At 70.1% G+C, this 22,985-nt stretch carries 10 protein-coding genes; 4 read left to right on the plus strand and 6 right to left on the minus strand.

The annotated features are described in order from the left end of the window. Positions 1 to 16: 16 nt before the first annotated feature. The 6 genes from DSY14_RS01215 to DSY14_RS01240 form a co-directional block, all read right to left on the minus strand. Complete coding sequence (locus tag DSY14_RS01215) at positions 17 to 9,784, minus strand: SDR family NAD(P)-dependent oxidoreductase (protein ID WP_211714523.1); 9,768 nt, start codon at positions 9,782 to 9,784, stop codon at positions 17 to 19. Positions 9,785 to 9,799: 15 nt separating this feature from the next. Then, on the minus strand, positions 9,800 to 11,770 hold the full coding sequence (asnB, locus tag DSY14_RS01220; protein WP_211714524.1) for an asparagine synthase (glutamine-hydrolyzing): 1,971 nt from the start codon (positions 11,768 to 11,770) through the stop codon (positions 9,800 to 9,802). 3 nt (positions 11,771 to 11,773) lie between these two features. Then, positions 11,774 to 12,028, minus strand: coding sequence for an acyl carrier protein (locus DSY14_RS01225; protein ID WP_211714525.1), 255 nt, complete (start codon positions 12,026 to 12,028; stop codon positions 11,774 to 11,776). A 98-nt stretch (positions 12,029 to 12,126) separates the two neighbouring features. Then, complete coding sequence (gene fabD, locus DSY14_RS29410) at positions 12,127 to 13,710, minus strand: ACP S-malonyltransferase (RefSeq protein WP_307851099.1); 1,584 nt, start codon at positions 13,708 to 13,710, stop codon at positions 12,127 to 12,129. An 844-nt stretch (positions 13,711 to 14,554) separates the two neighbouring features. Beyond that, positions 14,555 to 15,427: a metallophosphoesterase gene (locus tag DSY14_RS01235; RefSeq protein WP_211714527.1), complete on the minus strand. Its 873-nt coding sequence runs from the start codon at positions 15,425 to 15,427 to the stop codon at positions 14,555 to 14,557. Between the two features lie 290 nt (positions 15,428 to 15,717). Beyond that, positions 15,718 to 17,982, minus strand: coding sequence for an APC family permease (locus DSY14_RS01240; protein ID WP_211714528.1), 2,265 nt, complete (start codon positions 17,980 to 17,982; stop codon positions 15,718 to 15,720). 428 nt (positions 17,983 to 18,410) lie between these two features. On the opposite strand from DSY14_RS01240, the gene DSY14_RS01245 reads away from it, so the two are divergent. The 4 genes from DSY14_RS01245 to DSY14_RS01260 all read left to right on the plus strand — a co-directional run bounded on the left by DSY14_RS01245 (position 18,411) and on the right by DSY14_RS01260 (position 22,971). Beyond that, positions 18,411 to 18,623 carry a hypothetical protein gene (locus tag DSY14_RS01245; RefSeq protein WP_211714529.1) on the plus strand — a complete coding sequence of 71 codons (213 nt, stop codon included), beginning with the start codon at positions 18,411 to 18,413 and terminating at the stop codon, positions 18,621 to 18,623. Positions 18,624 to 18,995: 372 nt separating this feature from the next. Further along, complete coding sequence (locus DSY14_RS01250) at positions 18,996 to 19,208, plus strand: hypothetical protein (RefSeq protein ID WP_211714530.1); 213 nt, start codon at positions 18,996 to 18,998, stop codon at positions 19,206 to 19,208. An 80-nt stretch (positions 19,209 to 19,288) separates the two neighbouring features. Beyond that, complete coding sequence (locus tag DSY14_RS01255) at positions 19,289 to 21,097, plus strand: hypothetical protein (RefSeq protein WP_211714531.1); 1,809 nt, start codon at positions 19,289 to 19,291, stop codon at positions 21,095 to 21,097. Beyond that, the gene (locus DSY14_RS01260) at positions 21,094 to 22,971 is read left to right on the plus strand and encodes a TOMM precursor leader peptide-binding protein (RefSeq protein WP_211714532.1); all 1,878 of its coding nucleotides are present in this window, start codon (positions 21,094 to 21,096) and stop codon (positions 22,969 to 22,971) included. The genes DSY14_RS01255 and DSY14_RS01260 overlap by 4 nt, the downstream gene beginning before the upstream one ends. Positions 22,972 to 22,985: the final 14 nt, after the last annotated feature.

The raw sequence follows: 22,985 nt of genomic DNA on the forward strand, positions 1-22,985 counted from the left end.
GAGGTGTGTGGGGGCTTCAGGGTCGGCCGAGCTGGTCGGGCTCGGCCCGACCTTCGAGGACGGCGTCGAGCACCTCCGTGTAGGCGTCGGTGTCGACGGCGGGCCCGTGCGCCGTGGGGGGCGCGGGGTCCGTGGGCCGATCGGCCGCCGGCACCCAGTAGCGATCCCGGGCGAAGGGGTAGCCGGGCAACCGCACGACCCGCCGCTCACCGGGGGTGTGCGCGGCCCGCCAATCGACGAAGGTGCCGGCGCACCACAGGGACGTCACCTCGTCGATCCGCCCCTCGCGCAGCGCGGACGCCACCCTCGGGTCCTGTTCCCGACCGCGCCGGACACCGGTGCCGCGGGAGCGGGAGAGACTCCCCCTGGACCACCCGTCCGGGCGGTCTCCCCGGAGGAAGCGTTCCAGGACGTCGATGACCTCCTCGACGTTTGCTGCGACGAAACCGAGGCGCTCCTCCATCGGATCCCGCCCCACCTGGAGCGTGAACGCCAGGTCCGCCGGGTCGGGGGCCCGTCCCTCCTCGCGCGCGACGCGCAGAGCGTCACGCAGGGCCTCGGCGGACGCGCGCAGCCGTTCGGTGTCGCGGGCGGAGAGCACCACGGCCTGCGGCCCGGCCGCTCCCCCGGCACGCACTGCGGGCGCGGGCGGCTCCTCCAGCACCAGGTGCGCGTTGACGCCACCGAAACCGAAGCTGCTCACACCGGCGCGCAGCGGCCACGCCCGGCCCTCCGCGTCGACCCGCGGCTCCCAGTGGCGCACCTCGCGCACCACTTCGAGTCCGCCGTCGGCGAGCGGGAGTCCGGGGTTGAGCCGCTCGCAGTGCAGGCTCGGCGGAAGCTCCCGGTGCCGCATGGCGAGCAGTACCTTCAGTACACCCGCCAGGCCGGCGGCGGCCTCCAGGTGGCCCATGTTGGACTTCACGGAGCCGAGCAGGACCGGCTGGTCCGGAACCCGCGTCGTCCCCCGCGCGGCGCGCAGGGAGCGATAGGCCTTGTCGATCGCGTTGACCTCGACCGGGTCGCCCAGCTGGGTGCCGGTGCCGTGCGCCTCGATGTACCCGACGCTGTCCGGGTCCGTCTCGCGCATGGCGTCCTGGATCAACTCCGCCTGCGCGTTGCCGTTGGGAGCGGTCAGGGAACCCGCGCGCCCACCGTGGTTCTCGGCGCTACCGCGCACCACGCCCCAGACGGCGTCGCCGTCCCGGAGCGCCTGTGCGAGCGGCTTGAGCAGAACCACGGCCACACCCTCGGAGCGCACGTAACCGTCGGCCTCGGCGGAGAAGGTCTTGCAGCGGCCGTCGGGGCTGAGCATGCCCGCCATCTGTGTGGCGGCGAAGGTGTCGACGCTCAGCAGCAGGTTGACCCCGCCCGCGATGGCCATCGAACAACGACCCGCGCGGATGCTCTCCACGGCACGGTGCACCGCGATGAGCGAGCTGGAACAGGCGGTGTCGATCGGTTCGCTCGGTCCGTGCACGTCCAGGACGTAGGAGATCCGGTTGGCCAGCATCGAGTGCGCGTTGCCGGTGGCGGTGAACCCGTCGGGGGCCACACCGCTGGCGTTGAGCAGTTGGTGGTAGTCGTGGCCCGAGACACCGAAGTAGACGCCGGTGTTCTCCGGAAGGCGACCGGGGGCGTACGCCCCGTTCTCCAGGGCGGCCCACACCGTCTCCAGCGCCAGGCGGTGTTGCGGGTCCATCAGTTCGGCTTCGAGACGCGACAGGTGGAAGAACTCCGCGTCGAAGCGGTCCACGTCCGCGATGCGTCCGGCGAACTTCGGGAAGTCCGCCCCGGCGACGACGTCCGCGTAGGGACCGTCGAACCGGTCTCCGGGGAAGGCGTCGATCAGGTCGTCTCCGGAACGCAGGCGGCGCCAGAGTTGGTCCGTGTCCTCGGCTCCGGGGAAGCGCCCGGCGACGCCCACGATGGCGATGGCGTCCGTGGAATCCGGTTCCGTCCCTTCACCGGAGGCCCGCCCGACGTGGTCCTCGGACGAGGCCGCAGCGGCGACCGTCGGCGTGGAGGGATCCGGCAGGGGCCCGGCCGCGGGCGTGGGCAGGGCACCGACGGGGGCGGAGGAGATCTCCGCACCGGTGGCGGCGCCGACGACGCCCGGGGTCGGGGCGGCCCCGCCCTCGGCACCCGGGAGCCGCAGCCGATCACCGTGACGCTCTTCGAGGTACTCGGTGAGGGTGCGGATGTTCGGGCACTCGAAGAAGACCGCCGGGGAGAGGTCCACGCCGAGGGTCCCGCCCAGCTCCTCGGCGAGCCCGGCCAACGCGATGGACTCGAAACCGAAGGCGTGGAAGTCGGTGTCGGTATCGATCTCGGCGACGTCGAACTTCAGCAGGTCGGCGACGGTCTCGCGGAGCAACGTGACGAGCCGGGCACGGTCGACGGCGCCCTCCTCGCCTGCGGTCGCGGCATCGGTCTCGGACCTGGACCCGGCTTCGATCCGGGACCCGGTATCGGTCACGACCACGGGCCCGGTGACGACCGGTTCCGTGGCGCCCCGCACGGTGCCGGAGGCGGCGGTCCCGTCGGACGCCGCGACCATGGCCGTGGACAACGGCACGGGCCCCCGCCCCGGCTCGCTCGGCAGGGACGGCGCGAGCGCGTCGGCCGTGAACTCGGCGCGCTCGATCAGGCCCAGTGCGTGACCGGCGGCGTCGTGGAAGAGCGCCCTGAAGGTGGTGTCGGAGGTGCGCTCCAGCACGATGGTCCGGGCGCGCTCCCATTGATGTCCGGCGACGGAGTCCGCACGCGCCATGGAGACCTCCGCCAGGCCGGTCGCGTGCTGGACCCCCTGGATCAGCCCGGCCAGCACCCACGCAGGGATGTGCACGTTCCGCTTGTGCGGGTCCTGGCACATCGCGGGTTCGGCGATCCGCACGAGCAGACGGTGTCCGTCGATCAGTGCGACGCCGTCCACCACCGTGGAGTACGGGCGAGGGTCCACGCCCATCTCGTCGAGCCGCGCGCGGAAGGCGTCCCGGTCGAGGCTCGTCGGTCCCTCCGTCCACTCCGGGGGGAGGGCCGCGGCGGAGAGCGGCGCCGCCGAGACGACGACGTCGGTGGTGAACCTCAGCGTCCCCTCGTCCACGTGCCACAGTTCGGCACGGGGCTCACCCGAGGCGTCCGTGCCCAGCCGCCATTCGAGTGCGCACACCTGGTCCGCGGGCGCGGGCAGCCGGGCCCACCGCGGGTTCCGCAGGCTCAGCGGTCCTTCGATCCCGGCCAGTCGGACGAACGCCAGCGCGCCGTCGAGCAGGGCGACGGTGACGAAACGACGCTTGCGGCCGACGGAGTACACGTAGTCGAGCAGGTCGTCGCCGCGCGGTTCCAGGGCGTAGCGCACACCGTGCACGTCCGAACGGTTCGTGCCCACCCACGGATGGGCCCTGCCACTCAGGGACAGCGGCGCCGACACACTCGGAGCGTCCTCGAACTCGGGGTACCAGCAGCGCACCTTCTCGAACGGGTACGCCGGCAGCGCCACCTTGGCCGGGCGGTGCCCCAGGGGCCAGAGTCGGTCCCAGTCCACGGCGGCACCCTCCACCCAGTACCGGGCGAGGTCGGAGAGCCGGTTCTCCGTCAGGGCCTGATCGAGGCCGGCGGCGTCGACGCTGCGCCGCTGCCGCAGCGTGCTCGGTGTGAATCCGACGCCCTCGGGCAGCGCGGACGTGTCCGCCGTCCACTCCCTCCCGGCCAGGTCGTCCAGGAGGTTCCGCGCCTCGGCGATGTCGTCGGCGACGAAGGCCAGGCGGCACGGCAGTTCGTTCTTGCCGGTCTGCGTCGCGTAGGCGAGCGCGTCCAGACCGACCCCGGTCTCGCGCACGAACCGCGCCGTGTCGCGCAGCACCGTGCCCAGGGTCTGGGGTGTCATGGCGGAGAGGACCACCAACCGGGGTAGACCGCTCTCCGGCGCCGCGACGATCCGGCCGTCGTGTTCCTCGACGATGAGGTGCACGTTGACGCCACCCGCACCGATCGAGGTGACGCCCGCCCGGCGCGGCACCGTCTCCCCGTCGATCACCGGTCGGCGCCAGTCGGCGCGCTCCCGCTGGACCACGAACGGTGTCTTCTCGAAATCGATGGCGGGGCTGAGTGTCTCCGAGTGCAAAGACGGGGCCAGAGTGCGGTGGCGGAGCTGGAGCAGCACCTTGGTCAGGCCCACCATGCCGGCGCCGGACAGCAGGTGCGCCACGTTCGACTTGACCGAGCCGATCGCGCAGTAACCCAGGTCGTCGGTGTCGCGGCCGAAGGCCACGCTCGCGCCCTTGATCTCGATCGGGTCGCCGAGCGAGGTGGCCGAACCGTGCCCCTCCAGGTAGCTGATCGTGCGGGCGTTCACCGAGGCGTCGTCCAACGCCTTCTCGATGGCGCGTCCCTGCTGCCGGGGGTTGGGAACGGTGAACCCGTTGCGCACCCCGGCGTTGGTCATGCCACTGCCCTTGATCACGCCGTAGACGTGGTCTCCGTCGGCGACCGCCTCCTCCAGCGGCTTCAGTACGAGCGTGCCCACGCCCTCGCCGAGGATCGTGCCATCGGCGCCGAGGCCGTAACTGCGCACGACATCAGCGGACTTGGTGGTGAAGTGCGCCTGGGACGTGGCGATCAGGTCGAAGGGGTGCAGCATCAGGTTGATACCGCCCACGACGACCATGCGGCACTCACCGTCGCGCAGCAGGCGCAGGGCCTGGTGCACACAGGCCGAGGAGCTGGAGCACATCGTGTCGAGGAACATCGAGGGCCCGGTGAAGCCGTAGTGGTACGACAGCATGTTGGCCATGACGCCGATCTCGCTGCCGCTCGTCGGGGCGCCCCGCATCAACATGTTCTGGAAGCCGTACAGCGAGTAGCTGTTGTTCATCGAACTCACGAGCACGCCGACGTCGCTGTCGTAACGGCGTCGCAGGGTCTCCCGTGAGTAGCCCGCGTCCTCCAGGGCCGTCACGCCCGACTGGAGGAACAGCCGGACCTCCGGCGCCAACAGCTCCGCGTCGCGCTGGGAGATGTTGAAGTAGCGCGGGTCGAACGCCTCCACGTCCCGCAGGAACGTACCGGTCCGCACGACCGTCTTGCCCTGGACGTCGCGCTCGTCGAAGTAGAGGTCACTGTGCCGCCACCGGGACTCGGGAACGGTCTCGAAACCGTGCCGACCCTCGCTGAGCAGCTCCCAGAACTCCTCCAGGGTGTCGGCGCCCGGGTAGCGGCCGGCCATGCCGACGACCGCGACGTCGCCGCGCGCCGGGGCCCGCTCTCCGAAGGGCTCTCCGGCGACCGGCCGGGGGACGGAGGTGGTCACGGCGGTCTCCACGTCGCTCGCGGGGGTCGCGGGTGTCGCGGGAGACTCGGGGGTCGCTGGGGTCACCGGGCCGAGGGCCGCCGGGGCGGCGGCCGGGGCGGGCCGAGGGTCCGGCGGCGGTGCGGCCTGGGCGTCCTGGGCGTCCGCCGCGGACTCCGCCGGGGCGAAGAGGTCGAGCAACCGGTCGCGGTGCTCGGTGACGAAGTACTCCGCCACCCCCTGCAGGTCGACGTACTCGAAGAAGAGCGTCTTGGGCAGGGACCCGAACGTGTCCTCCAGTTTGCTCGTGAGGTCGACGATGGAGATCGAGTCGATGCCGTAGGTCTCCAGCTTCTCCTCGACCTGGATCTGTTCCGGGTCCTGGAGGGTGACCTGGGCGAACTGTTCCCTCAAGAAGTCCTGGGTCCGGGCGGTGAGTTCCTCCTCCCCGAGGACGGGCGCACCGTGGTGCTCCCGTCGCGGTGTCGGGGCCGGCGCGGGCTCCTCGGGCCGCTCCAGGCCGGCGTACACGCGCAGCTTGGGCTCCTCGCCGAAGAGCGCGACGCGACGGACGGGCGAGTCGGTGCGCAGCGCGCGCTCCAGCACGCCCAGACCCACGTCGCTGGGCAGGGGCACGGTGCCGGTGCGCTTGCGCAGGTAGGCGAGGCTCGCCTCGTCCATGCGCATGCCACCGTCCTCCCAGAGCGGCCAGTCGACCACCCGGGTCACACCCCCGGTCTCCTCGCGATGAACGGCGAAGGCGTCGAGGAAGGCGTTGGCCGCCGCGTAGTCGGCCTGCGCCGCGTTGCCGAACGCGCCCGCCACGGAACCGAACAGCAACAGGAAGTCCAGGCCGATCTCGCTCGTGGCGGCGTCGATGTGCGTGACACCGTCCACCTTCGGCGCGAGCACGGCGGCCGTGCCTTCCAGCGGTTTGCTCGCGATGAAGCCGTCGTCGAGCACTCCGGCCGCGTGGAACACACCATCGAGCCGACCGTGGTCCGCCCGGATCGCGTCCACGGTGGCCCCGACGCCGTCGGCGTCGGTGACGTCCGTCGGTCGGTAGGTCACCGTGCCCCGGGACAGCCGGCCGCGGAGCACCTCGACGTCCGGGCTCTGCGGCGACCGACCGCTGACGATGACGGTCGCACCGTGGTTCCGGCACAGCCACTCGGCCAGCACGAGGCCGATCCCTCCCGAGCCACCGGTGATCCAGTAGACGCCCTCCTCGCGGAGCAGACTCGTCCCGGTTCCGGTCTCGGCCACCTCGACGGTCTCGTGGCGCAGGCGACGGCCCTCGTCGGTGTAGGCGACCTCCGTGTCCTCTTCGGCGCCCGCCTCCAGACGCAGGACGCGCTCGAAACGCTCGGCATCCCGGGGGTGGCCGTCCTCGAGGAGGACGACCTTGCCCTGGAACGACGGGTCCTCCTGATGCGCGGTCTTGAGCAACGCGGCGATGGGCTCGTGGACCGGGGAATCGGGGGAACCCCGCAGGATGAGGATGACGCGGCGCGCCCGCCCGAGCAGTCGGCGCACCCACAGGTAGGAGCTCTCGAAGAGACCCTTCATCGCGTCCGCGTCGTTCACGTCCTTCGGGGCCGTGACGTGCTCGACCTCCATGCCCAGTCGGGTCGCGCTCGTCTCGGCCAACTCCTGGTCCAGCACCGCGTTGAGCACCGTGACGGGGGCGTCGGGCGTCGAGACGGCAGGCACCGGAACGGGTTCCCAGACACGGGTGACCTCCAGGAGTTCACCCTCCCGCCTCTGACCCGCGGCCTGGGCCGTGGGCAGCTCCCGCGACGTGTAACCGGTGAGCCGCACGCACAGTCGACCGGTGGTGTCGATCAGGTCGAGATCGAGCGCGGTACGGCCCGTGCCCGCGTTCTCCGTGGGCCGCAGCCACGCCCACATCGTGGCGGTGGTGGCCCCGTGCACCGTGAGGCCGTCCAAGGCGAACGGGACGGCGGGCGTGGCGGGGGTGCGCCAACCGCCCTCGTCCGCGCCCAGCGCGAGAGCCGCGACCAGGGCGCTGTCGAGGATCGCCGGTTGCACCGTCAGGTCCGCCGGCGCCTCGCCGGGCAACCGCACCTGCGCCAGCACACCGTCGGCACCGCTGTGGACGGTGTGCAGGGCCCGCAGCGCCGGGCCATGCTCGATTCCGCTGGCCCGCAGCGCGGCGTATCCCGCGTCGGTGTCGACGCGCACGGGGTGACGGTCCGCGAGCTCCGCGAGGTCGATCGCCTCCGGGACGGCCTCGGTGTACTCGACACGACCGCTGGTGTAGGCCGCCCCCTCACCGTCGACGATCGCGTAGTCGTACCCCTCGCCGACGGCGGTCAGCCTCAGGCGCGGGGTCAGGGGCGCGTCCCGTACGAGCAGGGGTCGGATCCACACCACGTTGCGCAGGCGCGGGGCCGCCCCGGCCCTGGCTCGGGCGACGTCGGGCCGACCGGCGGCGGTGGTGACCAGATCCAACGCCACGACACCGGGCACGACCAGTGATCCGTTGACGCTGTGATCGCGGACGAAACCCTGTCCGGCGTCGAAGTGCAGGGGGAAGGTCCAGCCATCGCCCTCGGCCTCCTGCGCGCCCAGAACCGGGGGGGTCGTGCTCTCGGGCTCCTGTGGCGCCGTGGTCTCGACGGCGTTCCTCGCCTGCTGCGCGGTGGGCTCGAACCAGTGCCGGGTCCGCGCGAAGACGTAGCCGGGAAGGTGCACGCGGCGACCGGCCTCCGGCCACTGTGCCCAGTCCAACGGCATGCCCTTGGTCCAGGCGGCGGCGAACTTCTCCAGGCTGCCCTTCTCCAACCAGCGGGTGGCCAGTTCCGCCAGGTCCTCCGCGTCGAGTCCGTCGCCCGTGGCGCCGTCGGCCCGACCGCGCAGGCACCCCTCGGGCGGCTTTCCGCCGTCGACGAAGGCCTCCAGGCGGTCCGCCCACTCCCCGATGTCACCGGCGCGGAAGACCACCCGCTCCCGCATCGGCACCCGACCCTCGCGGAGCGTGTGCGCGATGTCGGCGAGGTCGGGCACGTCCCCGAGGTCGATGTGGGTCCGCGCCCAGGAGGCCAACCCACCGCACAGTTCGAGGAGCCGCTCCTCGTTCTCGGCCGACACCGGGAGCCACTGCTCGCCGGACCGTTCCGGCGCGTGGGCCGCGACCGGCGTGCCGGCCTCGAGCACGACGTGCGCGTTGGTCCCGCCGAAGCCGAAGGAGCTGACCCCGGCCCGCAGCGGCGCGTCCTCGTCCGTCTCCCAGTCGCTGAGGCGGTCCACGACGTACAAGGGGCTGCCGTCGAGGTCGATCAGGGGGTTGAGCTCACTGAAGTTGACCGTGGCCGGCAGCTGCGCGTGGCGCATCGCGAGGATCACCTTGAGCATCCCCGCCACACCGGCGGCGCCCTCCAGGTGACCGATGTTGGTCTTCACCGAACCGACGCCGCAGCGGTGCTCCCGTTCCCGCTCGGCTCCGTCCTCGTCCAGTTCCGCGAACGCCCGCTTGAGTCCGCTGATCTCGATGGGGTCGCCGACCGGGGTGCCCGGACCGTGGGTCTCGATGTAGGACACCGAGTGGGCGTCGATCCCCGACCGGCGGTAGATGCCGGTGATCAGGTCGGCCTGGGCCGCGGGGTTGGTGACCGTGAGGGAACTGGTGCGGCCGCCGTGGTTGCTGCCGATGCCCTTGATCACCGCGTACACGGCGTCGCCGTCCCGGCGCGCGTCCTCGGCGCGTTTGAGCATGACCATGCCGCCGCCCTCGCCGCGCACGTACCCGTTGGCCTTGGCGTCGAAGGCACGGCACAGGCCGTCGGGGGAGAGCATGCCCGCCTTGGCGAAGGCGATGAAGTGCCGGGGCGACCAGGTCAGGTTCACCCCTCCGGCGAGCGCGGCGTCGCAGTCACCGGACTGCAACGCCTGCACCGCCTGCTGGACCGCCACGAGAGAACTGGAGCACGCCGTGTCGTTGACCACGCTGGGGCCGTGGAAGTCGAAGTGGTGGGACACCCGGTTGGCGATGATCGCGTAGGCGGCGCCGGTCGGGTAGTAGGCGTCGATCTCGTCGACCTGCTGTTCGATGAGCTCGGCGTAGTCCCAGTGGCACACACCCATGAAGACCCCGGTGCGGGATCCCGCGAGACGGTCGGCCCGGTAACCGGCGTCCTCCAGCGCGTGCCAGCCCAACTCCAGGGCCATACGCTGCTGCGGGTCCATGGACCGCGCCTCGCGCGGGGAGATCTGGAAGAACTCCGCGTCGAAGCAGTCGGCGTCGTCGACGAAGCCGCCCCACACGCTGTTGGTCTTGTTGAACTCGCGACGCGGATGACCGAGATGGTCCTCCTTGCGCCAACGGCGCTCCGGGACCTCACTGATCAGCGAGCGGCCCGCGGCCAGGTGGTCCCAGAACTCGTCGGGGGTACGCGCTCCGGGCAACCGCAGGGACAGGCCGACGACGGCGACATCCTGACCGTCGTCACCGGCACCGTGGGAATTCTTCATGGCGGGGATTCCGTCCTAGGCCGAGAGGGCGTCGCTGCGCCGGTCGACGACGTGCATGGGAACATCGAGCGGGTCTCGGCGGCGTGCGTGACCTCGCACGAACCAGTGGTGGAGCCAGATCGTGGACGCCAGGAAGACGAAGGTCTGGTTCTCCTTGGTGCCGATCCGCTCCGGGCGGCTGTCGAAGATGCGATCGGTGAACCGCCGGACGAAACGCGGGTCGAGCACACCGATCTCGTCGAGCGTGTCCGCGTCCGTCAGCAGATCGCGGTAGTCCGAGTTCGATCGCACGAAGGCGGCGCTGTCGGGGGCCCGGTACGGGAACTTCCCCTTCTCGATGATGCGGGCCGGCAACACGTCGGCGTAGGCGCGCTTGAGCAGGTACTTCTCGTCGTACTCGTCCCCGAAACGCTGGTTGACGGAGGTCGCCAGACGCACCACCGCGGGGTCCAGGAAGGGACAGCGGTTCTCCACTCCGTGGGCCAGCGCCATCCGCTCCCCTTGGGTGGACAACAGGTAGCCGCTGAGGAGCGTGCGGAACTCCAGCCACTGTGCCTTCTGCACGGCGGAGAGTTCGGCGTAACCGGACTCCTCGGCGACGAGTTCCTGGAGTGCGGCGAAGGGATCGCCCGCGTCCTTGAGCAGGCGCGTCGCGAACCGGCCGTTCTGGAAGCGCATCTGGTGCGAGAACAGGCCGGGCAGCCGCTCCTCGGTGAACTGCTGGTACAGCCCCAGCATCCTGCGTTGGCCGTCCTCGCCGTTGAAGTGGCCGAGATAGGGGTAGAGCCGACCGAGTCTGCTCATGCGCTCGTCGTCGTCCAGGTCGTTCCACTCGGACAGCAGCCGGGTGTCCTTGAAGATGCCGTAGCCCAGGAAAGCCTCGTCCGCGCCCTCTCCGCTGAGGACGACCTTGATGCCCTGGCTCCGGACGTGTTCGGCCAGCAGGTACATCGGGACGAAGGCCGTGCGGAAGACCGGGACCTCCGCGTGCCGGACCGCCTCGGGGAAGGCCTCCACGACGTCGGAGTCCGACACCCGCAGGGCGGAATGGTCGACCCCCAGGTGGGAGGCCAACGCGTTCTGCTCCGCCGACTCGTCGAACTCCGCGTCCTCGAACTGCAGGGAGAAGGTGCGCAGGGGGACGTCGGACCGTCGCGCCACGAGGTGCGCCAGGATCGACGAATCCAGACCTCCCGAGGCGTAGACGCCCACCTCGACGTCGCTGCGGAGCCGCACGTCGACGGCGGCGTCGAGTTCCGCCCGCACCAGCTCGACGGCCTCCTCCTCGGTCGCGGGCGGCGCTCCCCCGACGAGGTCGAGTGCGGCCCAGCGTCTCCGTTCGGCCCTGGTCCCGTCGATCGTCAGGTACTCCCCCATCGGCAACTGCTCGATGTCGCGGAATCCGCTCTGCCCCGGGAGCGGTGTCCACGTGGCGAACATCGAGGCCAGCTGCGGCGCGTCGAAGGAGAACCGAAAACCCGGGTAGGCCAGGAAGGCCTTCATCTCGGAGGCGAAGAGCCACCCGCCCTCGTGACGTGCCACGAACAGCGGACGCTTGCCGTACCGGTCGCGCGCCAGGTGCAGTTCGCCGGTGACGGAGTCGAACAGACTGAAGGCGAACGCACCGTTGAATCGTTTCAAGCACGCTGCGCCCCAGGCGGCCCAGGCCAGGAGGACGACCTCCGTGTCGGACCGTGTCCGGAAGGCGAATCCCAGGCGCGTCAGCTCCGAACGCAGTTCCCGGTAATTGTAGAGCTCACCGTTGTAACAGAGCCAGTATCGACCGTCGGGACTTCCCATCGGCTGCGATCCGGTGGAAAGGTCGATGATGCTCAGCCGCACCGTCCCCATGGCCATCCGGTCGTCGAGAAAACACCCGGCTTCGTCAGGGCCGCGGTGCTCGATCTGGGCGAGCATGTCCTGGACCACGTCGGGGTATTTCAGGGCGGGAAGAGGGCTCGCGTAGAAGCCGGCTATGCCGCACATGGCTCACCCGTTCTCGCTGGTACGGGAACGGGCGGATTCGACGAAACCGACGATGCCCGACAACGAGACCATGACGTTTCCGAGCAGCGCCTCCTCACCGAGTTTCACATCGTATTCCTGTTCGATGTGCCCGATGAGCGTGATGTAGCCGAACGAGTCGATGACCCCGGCCTTGAACAGGTCGCTGTCCTCGGTGATCTCCGAGTCGAACTCGAACATGAACTGTTCTTCCATGTACTGCTTGAGTTCCTGCTCCATGGCGCTCCTTATTCTCCTTCTGACTCGGGATGCCGAACCAATGACGAACCAGCACCTCGGCGTGTTCTCGCCGTGCGCACATGATGTTTCAGGAGGTACTAGGTGACGGACATCCGGGGAGCGATGATCCGAGCGAGATCGGCCCAGTGGGATCGGATGAAGAAGTGGCCGCCGGGGAACACGTGGGTCTCCAGCGGCTTCTGGGTCTCGCGTTGCCAGGCGTCGACGTCCGCATTCGGCAGATCCTCGTCCTCACCGACGAAGACCGTGACGGGCAGGTCCATGGGTTCGTGTGAGCGGTGCTCGTAGGAACCCAGGATGGTGAAGTCGGCGCGCAGGATGGGCTCGTAGAAGGCCTTCATGTCCTCGTACTTCAGAAGTTCGGCGGGTACACCGCCCAAGCGGCGCAGGTGTTCCCAGAAGGCGTCCGACTCCAGGGTCCATGTCAGGTACTCACGGCTCCTGACCGAGGGACCGCTCGCCCCCGACACGAAGAGGTGGAGCGGCGCGGGCAGCCCCTCTTCCCTCAGGCGACGGCACAGCAGGTACACGAGCCCGGCACCGAGACTGTGACCGTAGAGCGCGTACGGCGCGTCGAGGCGTTCTCTGATCTGCGTCAGCATGTCCTCGACCACCGCCTCGGGCGAGGTCAGCAAAGGCTCCGAGACCCGACTCCCCCGGCCCGGCCGTTCGAGCGTGAGGACCTCCAGGTCCGGGCACTCCTCGGCCAGCGCCGCGTAGGAGCGCTCGTCACCGCCGGCGTAGGCCGCACAGAACAGGCGCGGTCGTGGCCGGGACCCTCCGTCCGGGCCTCGATCGGGCGTGGTCGACTGATCGATGTGGTCGAGCATGCGGGTCAATACGCTCCCGTTTCCCACTTCTCTGCACTTGTCGACGGTTGTTCGCGCCAACATGTAGCGGACACTCTCCACCCATCGCACCGAGCCGCATATCTGCTCGCTCAGTGTTTCCGCGACAGCGTCCCCGGAATAAGGTCTCGCCGTGAGATTGGCGATCACCGTACCAGTCGGAGATCGGAACCTGAACCCTTTGAGAAAAGCTGTGAATTCATCACGCGCCGGCACCATGAGCCGCGAGTGGAACGCGGCGGAGACCTTCAGTCGAGCGACCCGGACACGGCGTTCCTCCAACAACCGCCGAGCACGATCGATATCCTCACCGGGGCCGGAGAGCACGGTCTGCGCGTCGGTGTTGTAGTTGGCCACGTCGAGGCCGGACAGATCCTCCTCCAGGAGGAAGGCGTCCAGCTCCCGCCCCGTGATCCCGACGACGGCGAGCATCGCGCCGTCCCGGGACCGTGCCATCAGCTCACCACGCTTGACCACCAGCTTGAGCCCGGTCTCGAAGTCGAAGACACCCGCGGCGTGCAGGGCGTTGTACTCACCGAGGCTGTGCCCGAGCAGGTAGTCGCCCGACGGCTCGCCACGCTCCAGTGAGTCCTCGTAGGAGAGGGCGTTGACGACATAGATCGCGGGTTGCGTGTAACGCGTGTCGTCGAGCAGACCCCGCGGGTCCTCCAGACACAACTCACGCAGGTCGTAACCTAGGACTTCGTTCGCCGATTCGACCCTTGCGGGGAATCGGTCGAACAGACCCGCTCCCATGCCTTTCATCTGGGAGCCTTGCCCGGGAAAGAGTACGGAATAACCACTCTCGAAGATGTCAGACTCCGCAGCGCATCAATGGTCTGACGCCGGATCCGGTCCGGCGCTCCGGGCTCGTGCGGAAACTCCGCACGGAATATCTTGGATATTCACTTCGGCTCCGCGGCCGACGGATTCCCAATACGGGACATCTCGCCAGCGCGTGCACTCACGGTAGCAAGGCGCTCTCGAAACCCGCAAACGACGATGGACCCCCACAAGAGACCCAAAAAGACATAACGCAAAAACGTTACAAGACTGACAAACCAGACACCAGGCGCATGGAAGCAGGAAACAACCCCCCTTCTCGCGGGACCCGGCAAGCCCGCTCGAACCCCCGTTAATACCCCCGGGGGGCATACGAACGCCGGCGGGTGGCCGACTGGTATGGGTGCCCTACATCCCGACCTCGGACGGGCGTGGAGCGCTGACCGGGTACGCGGTACCCATGAGCACGCCGTGCCCGCCCGGGTGGGCTTTTCCCACATGCGCGACGGCGGGCCGGCATGGGACGGAAACACCTCTCGACGGGGTGCGCGACCGATGCGCTTCGAGGGGTACCAAACCTCGGGGGCCAGTGCGGTAGATCACATGCACGAATTTCCAGCCGTGGAGGTCACCGCGGGTGACCCGCACGAGGGGCGCCACGCGACGGCGCGGGCGGAGCCGGGACCGTTCGCCCTGTTCACGCAGGTGTGACGGTGACGTGTGGGCGCGGCGGCACACCGTGCCGCCGGGGCAACGGCGTCCGGTGAGGCGTCACCGAGCACCGGGGGTGCCGTGTTCTCGGGAGGACACGGCCTCGACGCCTCCGGTGGGGAGGCCGGGCGGTGCGCGACACCGCCCGGCCTCCCGCCCGGGGTCAGTGACCCCGCGTGCCCGTGTCCGCCGCGTCCTCGGGCAGGATGCGGCGGAGCCCCCCGTGTCCGCCGCGCGGCTTCCACTCACGCGGATAACCGACGGAGACCTCGTGGAAGGGCACCCCGTCATAGACGGTGGTGCGCGGAATGTGCAGATGCCCGTAGACGGCGGCGCGGGCCCGGTAGCGCACGTGCCAGTCGGCGGTGCGCTCGGTGCCGCACCACTGGGCGAACTCCGGGTAGTACATGATCCTGGTGGGTTCGCGCACCAGCGGCCAGTGGCTGACCAGCACGGTGGGCAGGTCCGGGTCGATCTCCGCGAGCCGCGCCTCGGTCGCGGCCACGCGCGCGGCGCACCACGCGGCCCGGTCGGGGTAGGGGTCCGGGTGCAGCATCACCTCGTCGGTGCAGACGATGCCGTTTTCATAGGCCTTGGCCAGACTCTCCCGGGGCGTGGACGTGCCCGGCGCGAGGAAGCTGTAGTCGTACAGAAGGAACAGGGGCGCGATGACGACCGGGCCACCGGCGCCCCGCCACACGGGGAAGGGGTCCTCAGGCGTGACGACGCCCAGCCGGCGACAGGCCTCCACCAGATGGAGATAGCGCTCCTCCCCGCGCAGGCGCAGGGGGTCGTTGCGGTGCGTCCACAGTTCGTGGTTACCGGGAACCCAGATGACCTTGGCGAAGCGCTCGGCCAGTGTGCCCAGGGCCTTCTCGATGTCCGTACTGATCTCGCCCACGTCGCCGGCGACGATCAGCCAGTCCTGCGACGTCGACGGGGTCAGCTCGTCGAGGATCGTGCGGTTGTCGGCGTGGGAGAGGTGGAGATCGCTGATCGCCAGCAGACTTCCGGTGGGTTCGTGGCGGGGGCTCATACCCCGGACCCTACTCAACCCGTCCGGGCGGCCAGGATCCGTCGCGGTCCCCGCGTCGCAGGGCCCCGGGATGGCGGGACACCCCCGCGGGAGGGGCGCCCGACCGCTCCGGGAGCGGCCCTCCGCGCACCCTTCCCGTCTTTTCTCGCGCGCACGCGCGTGCGCGCGAGAAGGCCGGTCACGGTCACCTCTCCCCGGGCGGGATGTCCTCGGCGACCACGGCCGGGACACGGAAAGGACGGGATCGGGGCAGAGGGCACGCCCGGGGCCGGGGCAACGACCGCGCCGGTTCAGCGCACGTGGAACGAGACCGTCGTGACGACGATCTTGGGGCGCTCGTGTAGCGCGTGCCGGAGCCGGAACGCCATCCGATCGTGGAGGAGCCGGTGCCACAGGCGCGCGGGCACCACTTCGGGCAGGATCACCGTGATCGTCAGTCCGGGCCGCTGCTCGTGCAACGCCTCGATGTAGTTCACCAACGGGGCGATGATCGTCCGGTAGGGGCTCACCACCACTTCCAACGGAAGGTGGTCCCCCCAGTGCGTCCAGTACCTCCGCATCCGCTCCGCCTCCTCCTCCGACGGGCTGAGGTGCACGGCCAGCACCGGCTGCTGGAGCGAGGCGGCGTAGGCCAGAGCCCGGATGTTGGCCAGGTCCAGGGTCTCGACGGGGACCACCGAGAGGTGGTGGATCTCCTCGGGGGTCTCCTCTTCCTCCGCTTCCGTCTCCTCTTCTCCCTCCTCCGTCTCCTCCTCGGCCCGCTCCCTCACCGGCTTCATCTCGACCGGACGCCAGGGCTCGGTGGTCTGCCGCACGGGTGAACGACGGATCACCCGGACGTTGCCTCCGGGCAGGGAGACGGTGTGCGGCCGCAGCCGGAGCGCGCGTCCGACGGCGTCGTAGTGGACGCGGATGCGCAGGGCCAGGAGGACGAAGGCCGCCACCGCCAGAAGCGCCACCCACGCGCCGGAGGTGAACTTGGCGATGGCCGCGGTGACGAACACCGCTGCGCACAGGACCGCCCCCGTGGCGTTGAAGGCGAGGCTCGTGCGCCAGTGCCGGGAGCGTGAGCGCCACCAGTGCACCACCATGCCGGTCTGGGACAGCGTGAAGGCGAGGAAGACCCCGACGGCGTACAGGGGGATGAGCGCGGTGGTGCTGCCTCCGAAGAAGACGAAGATCAGGGCGGCCGCGACGGAGAGCAGGAGGATGCCGTTGCTGTAGGCCAGGCGATCCCCCATCCGGGTGAACACGCGTGGGGCGTAGTGGTCGCGGGCCAGCAACGACAACACCCGGGGAAACCCGTTGTAGGCCGTGTTCGCGGCCAGGAGAAGGATCGCCGCCGTGCTGGCCTGGACGAGGACGTACATCGCACCGGTGCCGAAGGAGTGCCGGGCCAACTGGGAGAGCACGGTCTCCCCCGGGGCCGGGATCGTGCCGGTGACCAGGACCAGGGCCATGATCCCGCCGAACAGCGCCAGCAGTGTGAGGATCACCCAGGTCAGTGAGGCGCGCGCGTTCCGCCACTCGACGGGACGGAACACCGGAACGGCGTTGGTGATGGCCTCGATCCCTGTCAGGGCGGTCGCCCCCGAGGCGAAGGCGCGCATGACGAGGAACAGGGTGACACCCGTGACGGCGTCGATCCGTGGTGGGGGCGCCGGCGGGAAACCGGCCAGTGCCGCCCGGACGAGCCCGACGACGATCACCGCGCCCACACAGAAGACGAAGACGTAGGTGGGTGCGGCGAAGAGGACGCCCGCTTGGCGCACCCCGCGCAGGTTCCCGGCGAGGAGAAGGGCGATGACACCCAACCCGATGGGCACGGTCGCTCCGCTGAGCGCGGGCAGCGCGGAGGTGATCGCCGCGATGCCCGCGGCGATCGAGACGGCCACGGTGAGGACGTAGTCCACGATGAGGCCGCCAGCGGCCAGCAGACCCGGCATCCGGCCGAGGTTGTCGCCGGCGACGACGTAGGAACCTCCCCCGTTGGGGTAGGCGCGGATGGTCTGCCGGTAGGACAGGCCCACGGCCAGCATCATGAACATGATGGCGAGGGCGAGGGGCAGGGACAGGGTCAGCCCCGCCACACCGCCGATGACGAGGATGGTGAGCATCGCCTCGGGACCGTAGGCGACCGAGGACAGGGCGTCCGAGGACAGCACGGGGAGGGCGACGAGTTTGCGCATGCGTTCCCGGACCAGGGCGGTGCTCTTCAACGCCGGCCCCAGGAGCACCCGTCTGGCCCGGTAACCCGCCCGGCCCAGCGGGGAGGAGGTCATGTCGGCGGCCTGCGAGGCCTCGGTGGTCTGGGGTCCGCTGCCGAGGTCGGCGACGGTGACGAAGCGTTCGTAGCGGGGCTGGTGGACCTGGTGGCGTGCCGGGTAGCTGCCCACGTGCGGGTCGACGGGGAGGGCGACGCGCCAGTTCTGTGGTGCTCCGGCGGCGCGACGCCACTGTTCTCCGACCGTGTGCAGTGTCGCGAGTTGTTCGGCGGTGAGCTCGGGAAGCGGGTCGCTCGGGTCGGGTGGGCGATGGGCGCGTTCCTGCGTCATACGGCCCAGTGTTCTCGGACCGGCCCGTCGGTCCGGGGACGACGACGTGTTGGGGGTGTCCTCTCATAGCCCCGATATCAGGACAAGTCGATGGTCGAGCGCGGTCAAGGGCCGTGACGTGGTGGTCCGGGCCCGGAGCGGTCCCGGTGTCCTCGTCCACACCGGCGCGATGCGCTCGCGACAGGGCACGGGCGCGGGGTCCCGCCTTCGGGTGGTCCCCCGCCATCGACGGTCGAAACCTCGTGCGGCCCACGGCCGCGCCCGCCCGACCGTACGACGTCATCGCCGGCATGGCGTCCACCGGTCGGAAGGGTCGGATCCGGGGCGGGGCGCAACCACGGTGTAGGTGGGGAGTAAAGCGGACCGTCCATGATGGGCAGCGTCGAGTAATCGACGCACCACCCATCCCTCTGGAGAAAGGAGATCGCATGTCGATGGAGGCCGACCTTTCCAACAGCCTCGGCGACCTGCCGGTCGAGGAGTTCAGCACCAGCAGCCGCGGCGTCGTCGGTTACGGCACCGACCAGCCCGGTGGCATCGAGTCGCTCGGCTCGTCGCTCGCCATGATGGAGATCGGCGCCTCCGGTGGCGGGGAATGCTGCAGCTGCTGCAGCTGCTGCCCCTGCTGCTGCTGCAGCTGATCCCCTTGAGCCGCACGGTCGGCGGCCCCCGTGTTCCGGGGCCCGTCACCGCCCGAGGCCACTGAGGGTGCCCTCGACGGGTCCGTCCCGTCGAGGGTCGGGTCGGCCCACCGGCGTCGCCGGTGGGCCGATTCGTGTGTGCGCACTTTCATTGCCATATGGGAGCGCTCCCATAATGACGACTCCGGGCCCTTTCTCGCCGAAGCGAGCACACGCGAAGCGACCCTTACCTATGCCCCGAAAAAACCACAGAAACCCAAAAAACAAACGCAACCACGGTGTAGGTGGGCTGTAAGTCGGCCCGGTAATGATGGGCAGGCGCCGATGACCACCCGTCACGGCGCATCACCCCACGAGAGGTAAGAGGTTCCCGTGTCGATCAACACCGACCTTTCCAACAGCCTCGGCGACCTGCCCGTCGAAGAGTTCAGCACCAGTAACGAGGGCGTTCTGGGCTTCGGCTCCAACCAGCCCGGTGGCATCGAGTCCCTCGGCTCGACGCTGGCCATGATGGAGATCGGCGCCTCCGGTGGCGACGGTTGCTGCAGCTGCTGCAGCTGCTGCCCCTGCTGCTGCTGCAGCTGATCCAGCGAGATGGCCCTGGCGCGGTCACACGCGCCAGGACCATCTGTCGCCCCTGCGAGAGAAAGAAGAGAAGGGCGCGGATGCGACCGAAGCTTCGGCCGGACGTCTACTATGTACCAACAGCAGACGGGGCCTTCATCATCGATAGCGCGCGGTCGGTGACCCTGCGCGGCGGGTCGATCTACAACTGGGTGGAACGGCTCGCGCCGCGGTTGGACGGGTCCGTGCTACTCGACGACCTGACCACCGGTTTGCAGCCGGCCCACGAGAAAATGGTCCGTGACCTGGTGACGTTGCTCGAACGCAACGGCTTCGTCCGCGACGTGGGCGACGACCTGCCGCACGGACTGACCGAGGCCGAGATCGAGCGCTACCAGGCCGAGATCGCCTACGTCGACTTCCGCTGCGACTCCGGCCTCTCCCGCTTCGAGCGCTGGCGCGGTACCCGCCTGGTGATCGTGGGCGGCGCGCCTCTGGCCGACGCCGCCGCGCGCGCCGCGTGGAACCTGGGCTGCCGCCGGGTCGAGGTGGTCGACCCGAGCGATGACACCGCCGCCCGCGCCGGTCGCGCCGACGACATCGAGGCGCTGCGCGAGGAGGACCCGGACCGCGAACTGGTCGAGACGCCGGCCGGCGATCTGGTCACGAGCGTCACCGCCGCGGACTTCGTGGTCGTGCTGTCCGAGGACCCCGCGCTGATCGACACCGTCGCCGACGCCTGCACCGCGCCCCTGCTGCCGGTGCTGGTCTCCCGCGACAAGGCCTGGGTGGGACCGATCCCCGGCGGTGCATCGACGTGGGCCGACGCCAAGGTCCGCCTCACCGACACCGGTGACCTGCCCGCGGGCCCGTCGACCTGGCTGATCGGCCCGGCCACGGGCGTACCGGCCAACACCGCGCTCTTCTCCGTGTTCCGCAGTGTCACCGGCGCCTACCCGGAGCCGGTGGCCGGCGAGGTGGAGCGCATCGACCTGGAGACCCTGGAGTCCCAGACCGGTCGCGTGCAGCCCGTGGGGCGCCCCGCCGAGCCCGAGTCGCTGCAGCCGCCCCAGGTCATCGACAGCGAGGACTTCTCGCTGGCCGCGGCGGAGCTCTTCGACCAGATCGCCGGACCGCTCCTGGACATCGAGGAACACCACGAGCAGCTTCCGCTGCGCGTGGCCGCGGCCCGTCTGGCCCGCGACGGCGAGGTGAGCCAGGTCCTCGGTGTGGCCGACGCCTTCACCGAGGCACGCCACGACGCCACGCTGGCCGCGCTCGGTCGCCTCGCGGCCTCGCACCCGTCCAGTGGCCCGGCGCGTGACCTCGTCAGCGACGAGGCCGGCCCGACCGTCGCTCCGGTCGGCATCCGTGACGCGTACGTTCCCGGCATCGGCTCCGCGCTGAGCCGGGAGACCGCGCTGGCGCAGGCCGTCCTCGACTTCGCGACGGAGCGGGCGGTGCCGGTCCCGGCGCAGGCCCCGCTCATCGAGCACGAGAACCTTCCCGAAGCCGTCGGCGGGCAGCTGCACCGTCTCACGCTGCTGGCGGGCGAGCCGGTGCGTATGTTCCGGATCGACGCCGACCTGCCGACCGTTCTGGTCGCCGTGGGCGAGCGTCCCCTGGCGCGGGCCGCCGGTCTCGACCTCGCGTCCGCGATGGGTCTGGCCCTCCAGCGCGCCACGATCGTCGAACAGTGCGGTCAGGACACGCTGACGATGGCGCCCGTTCCGGAGAGCGTGCCCGAACCGGACGGCTCGGCCGCCCCGGTGACCGGTCACCTGCTCACCGTCGACGACGTCATCAAGCTGCTCGCCTCGCGCGGTCTGCGTCTGGGCCTCGTCGAACTCGACGGCGACCCGGTGCTGCGGTCGGCCACGCCCTACCTGTTCAGGGTGGTGGAACTGTGACCGAGCTGCAGACGAGCGCCCCGAGCACGACCGGTGCCGGGGCCCTGGCCGAGGCGATCCGCGCCGCGGTGCCACCGGAGTACACGGTGGTCGTCGGCGAGGCCGGCGAACTGCCGGAGATCCCCGCCGGCGACGGTCCGGTCCTGCCGGTCATCGCCCGCCGGGACCGGATGTACATCGGTCCGGTGATGCGCGCCGACCGTCCGGGCTGCAACGAGTGCCTGGAGTCGCGGCTGCTGCTGGCGCGCGAGTTCCCCGAGCCCATGGCCGAACTCGACCGCCGTGACCCGAAGATCATCCGGGGGTGGGCGCCGCCGTCGCTGACCACCCTGCACATCCGTTACGCCGCCGACATGGCGACCAAACTGGTGGACCTGGACCAGAAGGTGAGCGGCCACGACCCGTTGCCGCTCATGGTGGTCCAGCTGCTCGGCCTCGGCGCCCGCAAGGCGCAGATGCTGCCGGACCCCCTGTGCCCGGTGTGCGGCTCCCTGCCCGAGGACAATCCGGAGGACACCGAGGACCTGCGGCCGAGCCCGTCCGTGTCCCACTCCCCCGGTTCGCTCCGGACGAAGTCGCTGGTGGACGACGAGACCTTCCTGCCGACCTACGTCGACCGGGACGTCGGCCTCGTCCGCACCCTGTTCAAGTACGGCCTCGGCGTGTTCCCGAACCTGTCCGCGCCCCTCGGTCTGCGCAACTCGACCGACGTCGAGCAGGGCATCGGGCGTACCCCCTCCTACCGGGAGTCGGGGACCGCCGCGGCCGCGGAGGCGGTCGAGCGGTGGGGCGGTATGAGCCCCTCCGGTCACCGCAGCGTGGTCCGCGGTACCTTCGCCGAACTCCCCCAGGCGCTCGACCTGCGCCGGCTCGGTATGCACGACGAGCACCGGTACGACGACCCGGACTTCCGGCTCCCCCGTTGGACCGAGGACTCCGAGGTGGACTGGGTCTGGGGTCGGTCGCTGACCAAGGACGAGCCGGTCCTGGTGCCGGAGTCCTACGCCTACTACCGCACCCGGTTGGTGCGCCCGAGCATCACCAAGTACCTGTACGAGGTGTCGAACGGGTGCGCGGTCGGCGGCTCGATGCCGGAGACGATCCTGCACGGGCTGATGGAGGTCATCGAGCGGGACGCGTTCCTGATGACCTGGTACTCGCGTCGTCCCCCGAACAAGATCGACCTCTCCACCGCGAAGGGCTCCACGGTTCCGCTCCTGCGGGAGCGCATCGAACGCCACACCGGTTACACGGTCCACGCCTGGGACACCACGACCGAGCACGGCATTCCCAGTGTCTGGATCGGCGTCGTCGACGAGCAGGAGCGGGACGACCACGCCCGCTTCCTGTGCGCCGCCGCGTCGCACTTCAACATGGAGGAGGCCGTGGGCGCGGGGCTGCTCGAACTCGCCCCGATCATCGCCCAGCACGAGGACGAGCCCCAGGAGGTGCGGGACCACGCCCTGCGGATGGTCTCCGACGGCGACCTGTGCCAGTCGATGCTGCACCACAGCCAGCTGAACGGCCGTCCCGAGGCGCAGCACCGGCTCGCCTTCCTGCACGAAGGCGGGACGACCGGGATCGCCGACCCGCACCCGATGCTGAGCACCGGTGAGCCGACCGACCTGGAGCAGCTGCTGCGCTCCACGATCGACCGGCTCGCGGAGCACGGCCTCGAGGTGATCGTGGTCGACCAGACGACCCCCGAGCACCGCGCCGGTGGGCTGTTCTGCGTGAAGGTGATCGTGCCGGGGATGCTCCCGATGACCTTCGGACACAAGTTCCGTCGGGTCAACGGGATCGACCGGGTGTTCAAGGCCGCGGCGGCGCAGGGGTACGACGACGTCAACCCCGACCCGCACCCGTTCCCATGACGTACAAGGAACCG

This window comes from Nocardiopsis sp. MG754419 (assembly GCF_018207095.1).
Taxonomy (GTDB): Bacteria; Actinomycetota; Actinomycetes; order Streptosporangiales; family Streptosporangiaceae; genus Nocardiopsis.

Bases quoted from the DNA above. Each gene is read 5' to 3' on its own strand.
- DSY14_RS01255 (WP_211714531.1), top strand. From the start codon at position 19,289: ATGCGACCGAAGCTTCGGCCGGACGTCTACTATGTACCAACAGCAGAC.
- DSY14_RS01240 (WP_211714528.1), bottom strand. From the start codon at position 17,982: ATGACGCAGGAACGCGCCCATCGCCCACCCGACCCGAGCGACCCGCTT.
- DSY14_RS01225 (WP_211714525.1), bottom strand. From the start codon at position 12,028: ATGGAGCAGGAACTCAAGCAGTACATGGAAGAACAGTTCATGTTCGAG.
- DSY14_RS01235 (WP_211714527.1), bottom strand. From the start codon at position 15,427: ATGAGCCCCCGCCACGAACCCACCGGAAGTCTGCTGGCGATCAGCGAT.
- asnB (WP_211714524.1), bottom strand. From the start codon at position 11,770: ATGTGCGGCATAGCCGGCTTCTACGCGAGCCCTCTTCCCGCCCTGAAA.
- DSY14_RS01215 (WP_211714523.1), bottom strand. From the start codon at position 9,784: ATGAAGAATTCCCACGGTGCCGGTGACGACGGTCAGGATGTCGCCGTC.
- DSY14_RS01245 (WP_211714529.1), top strand. From the start codon at position 18,411: ATGTCGATGGAGGCCGACCTTTCCAACAGCCTCGGCGACCTGCCGGTC.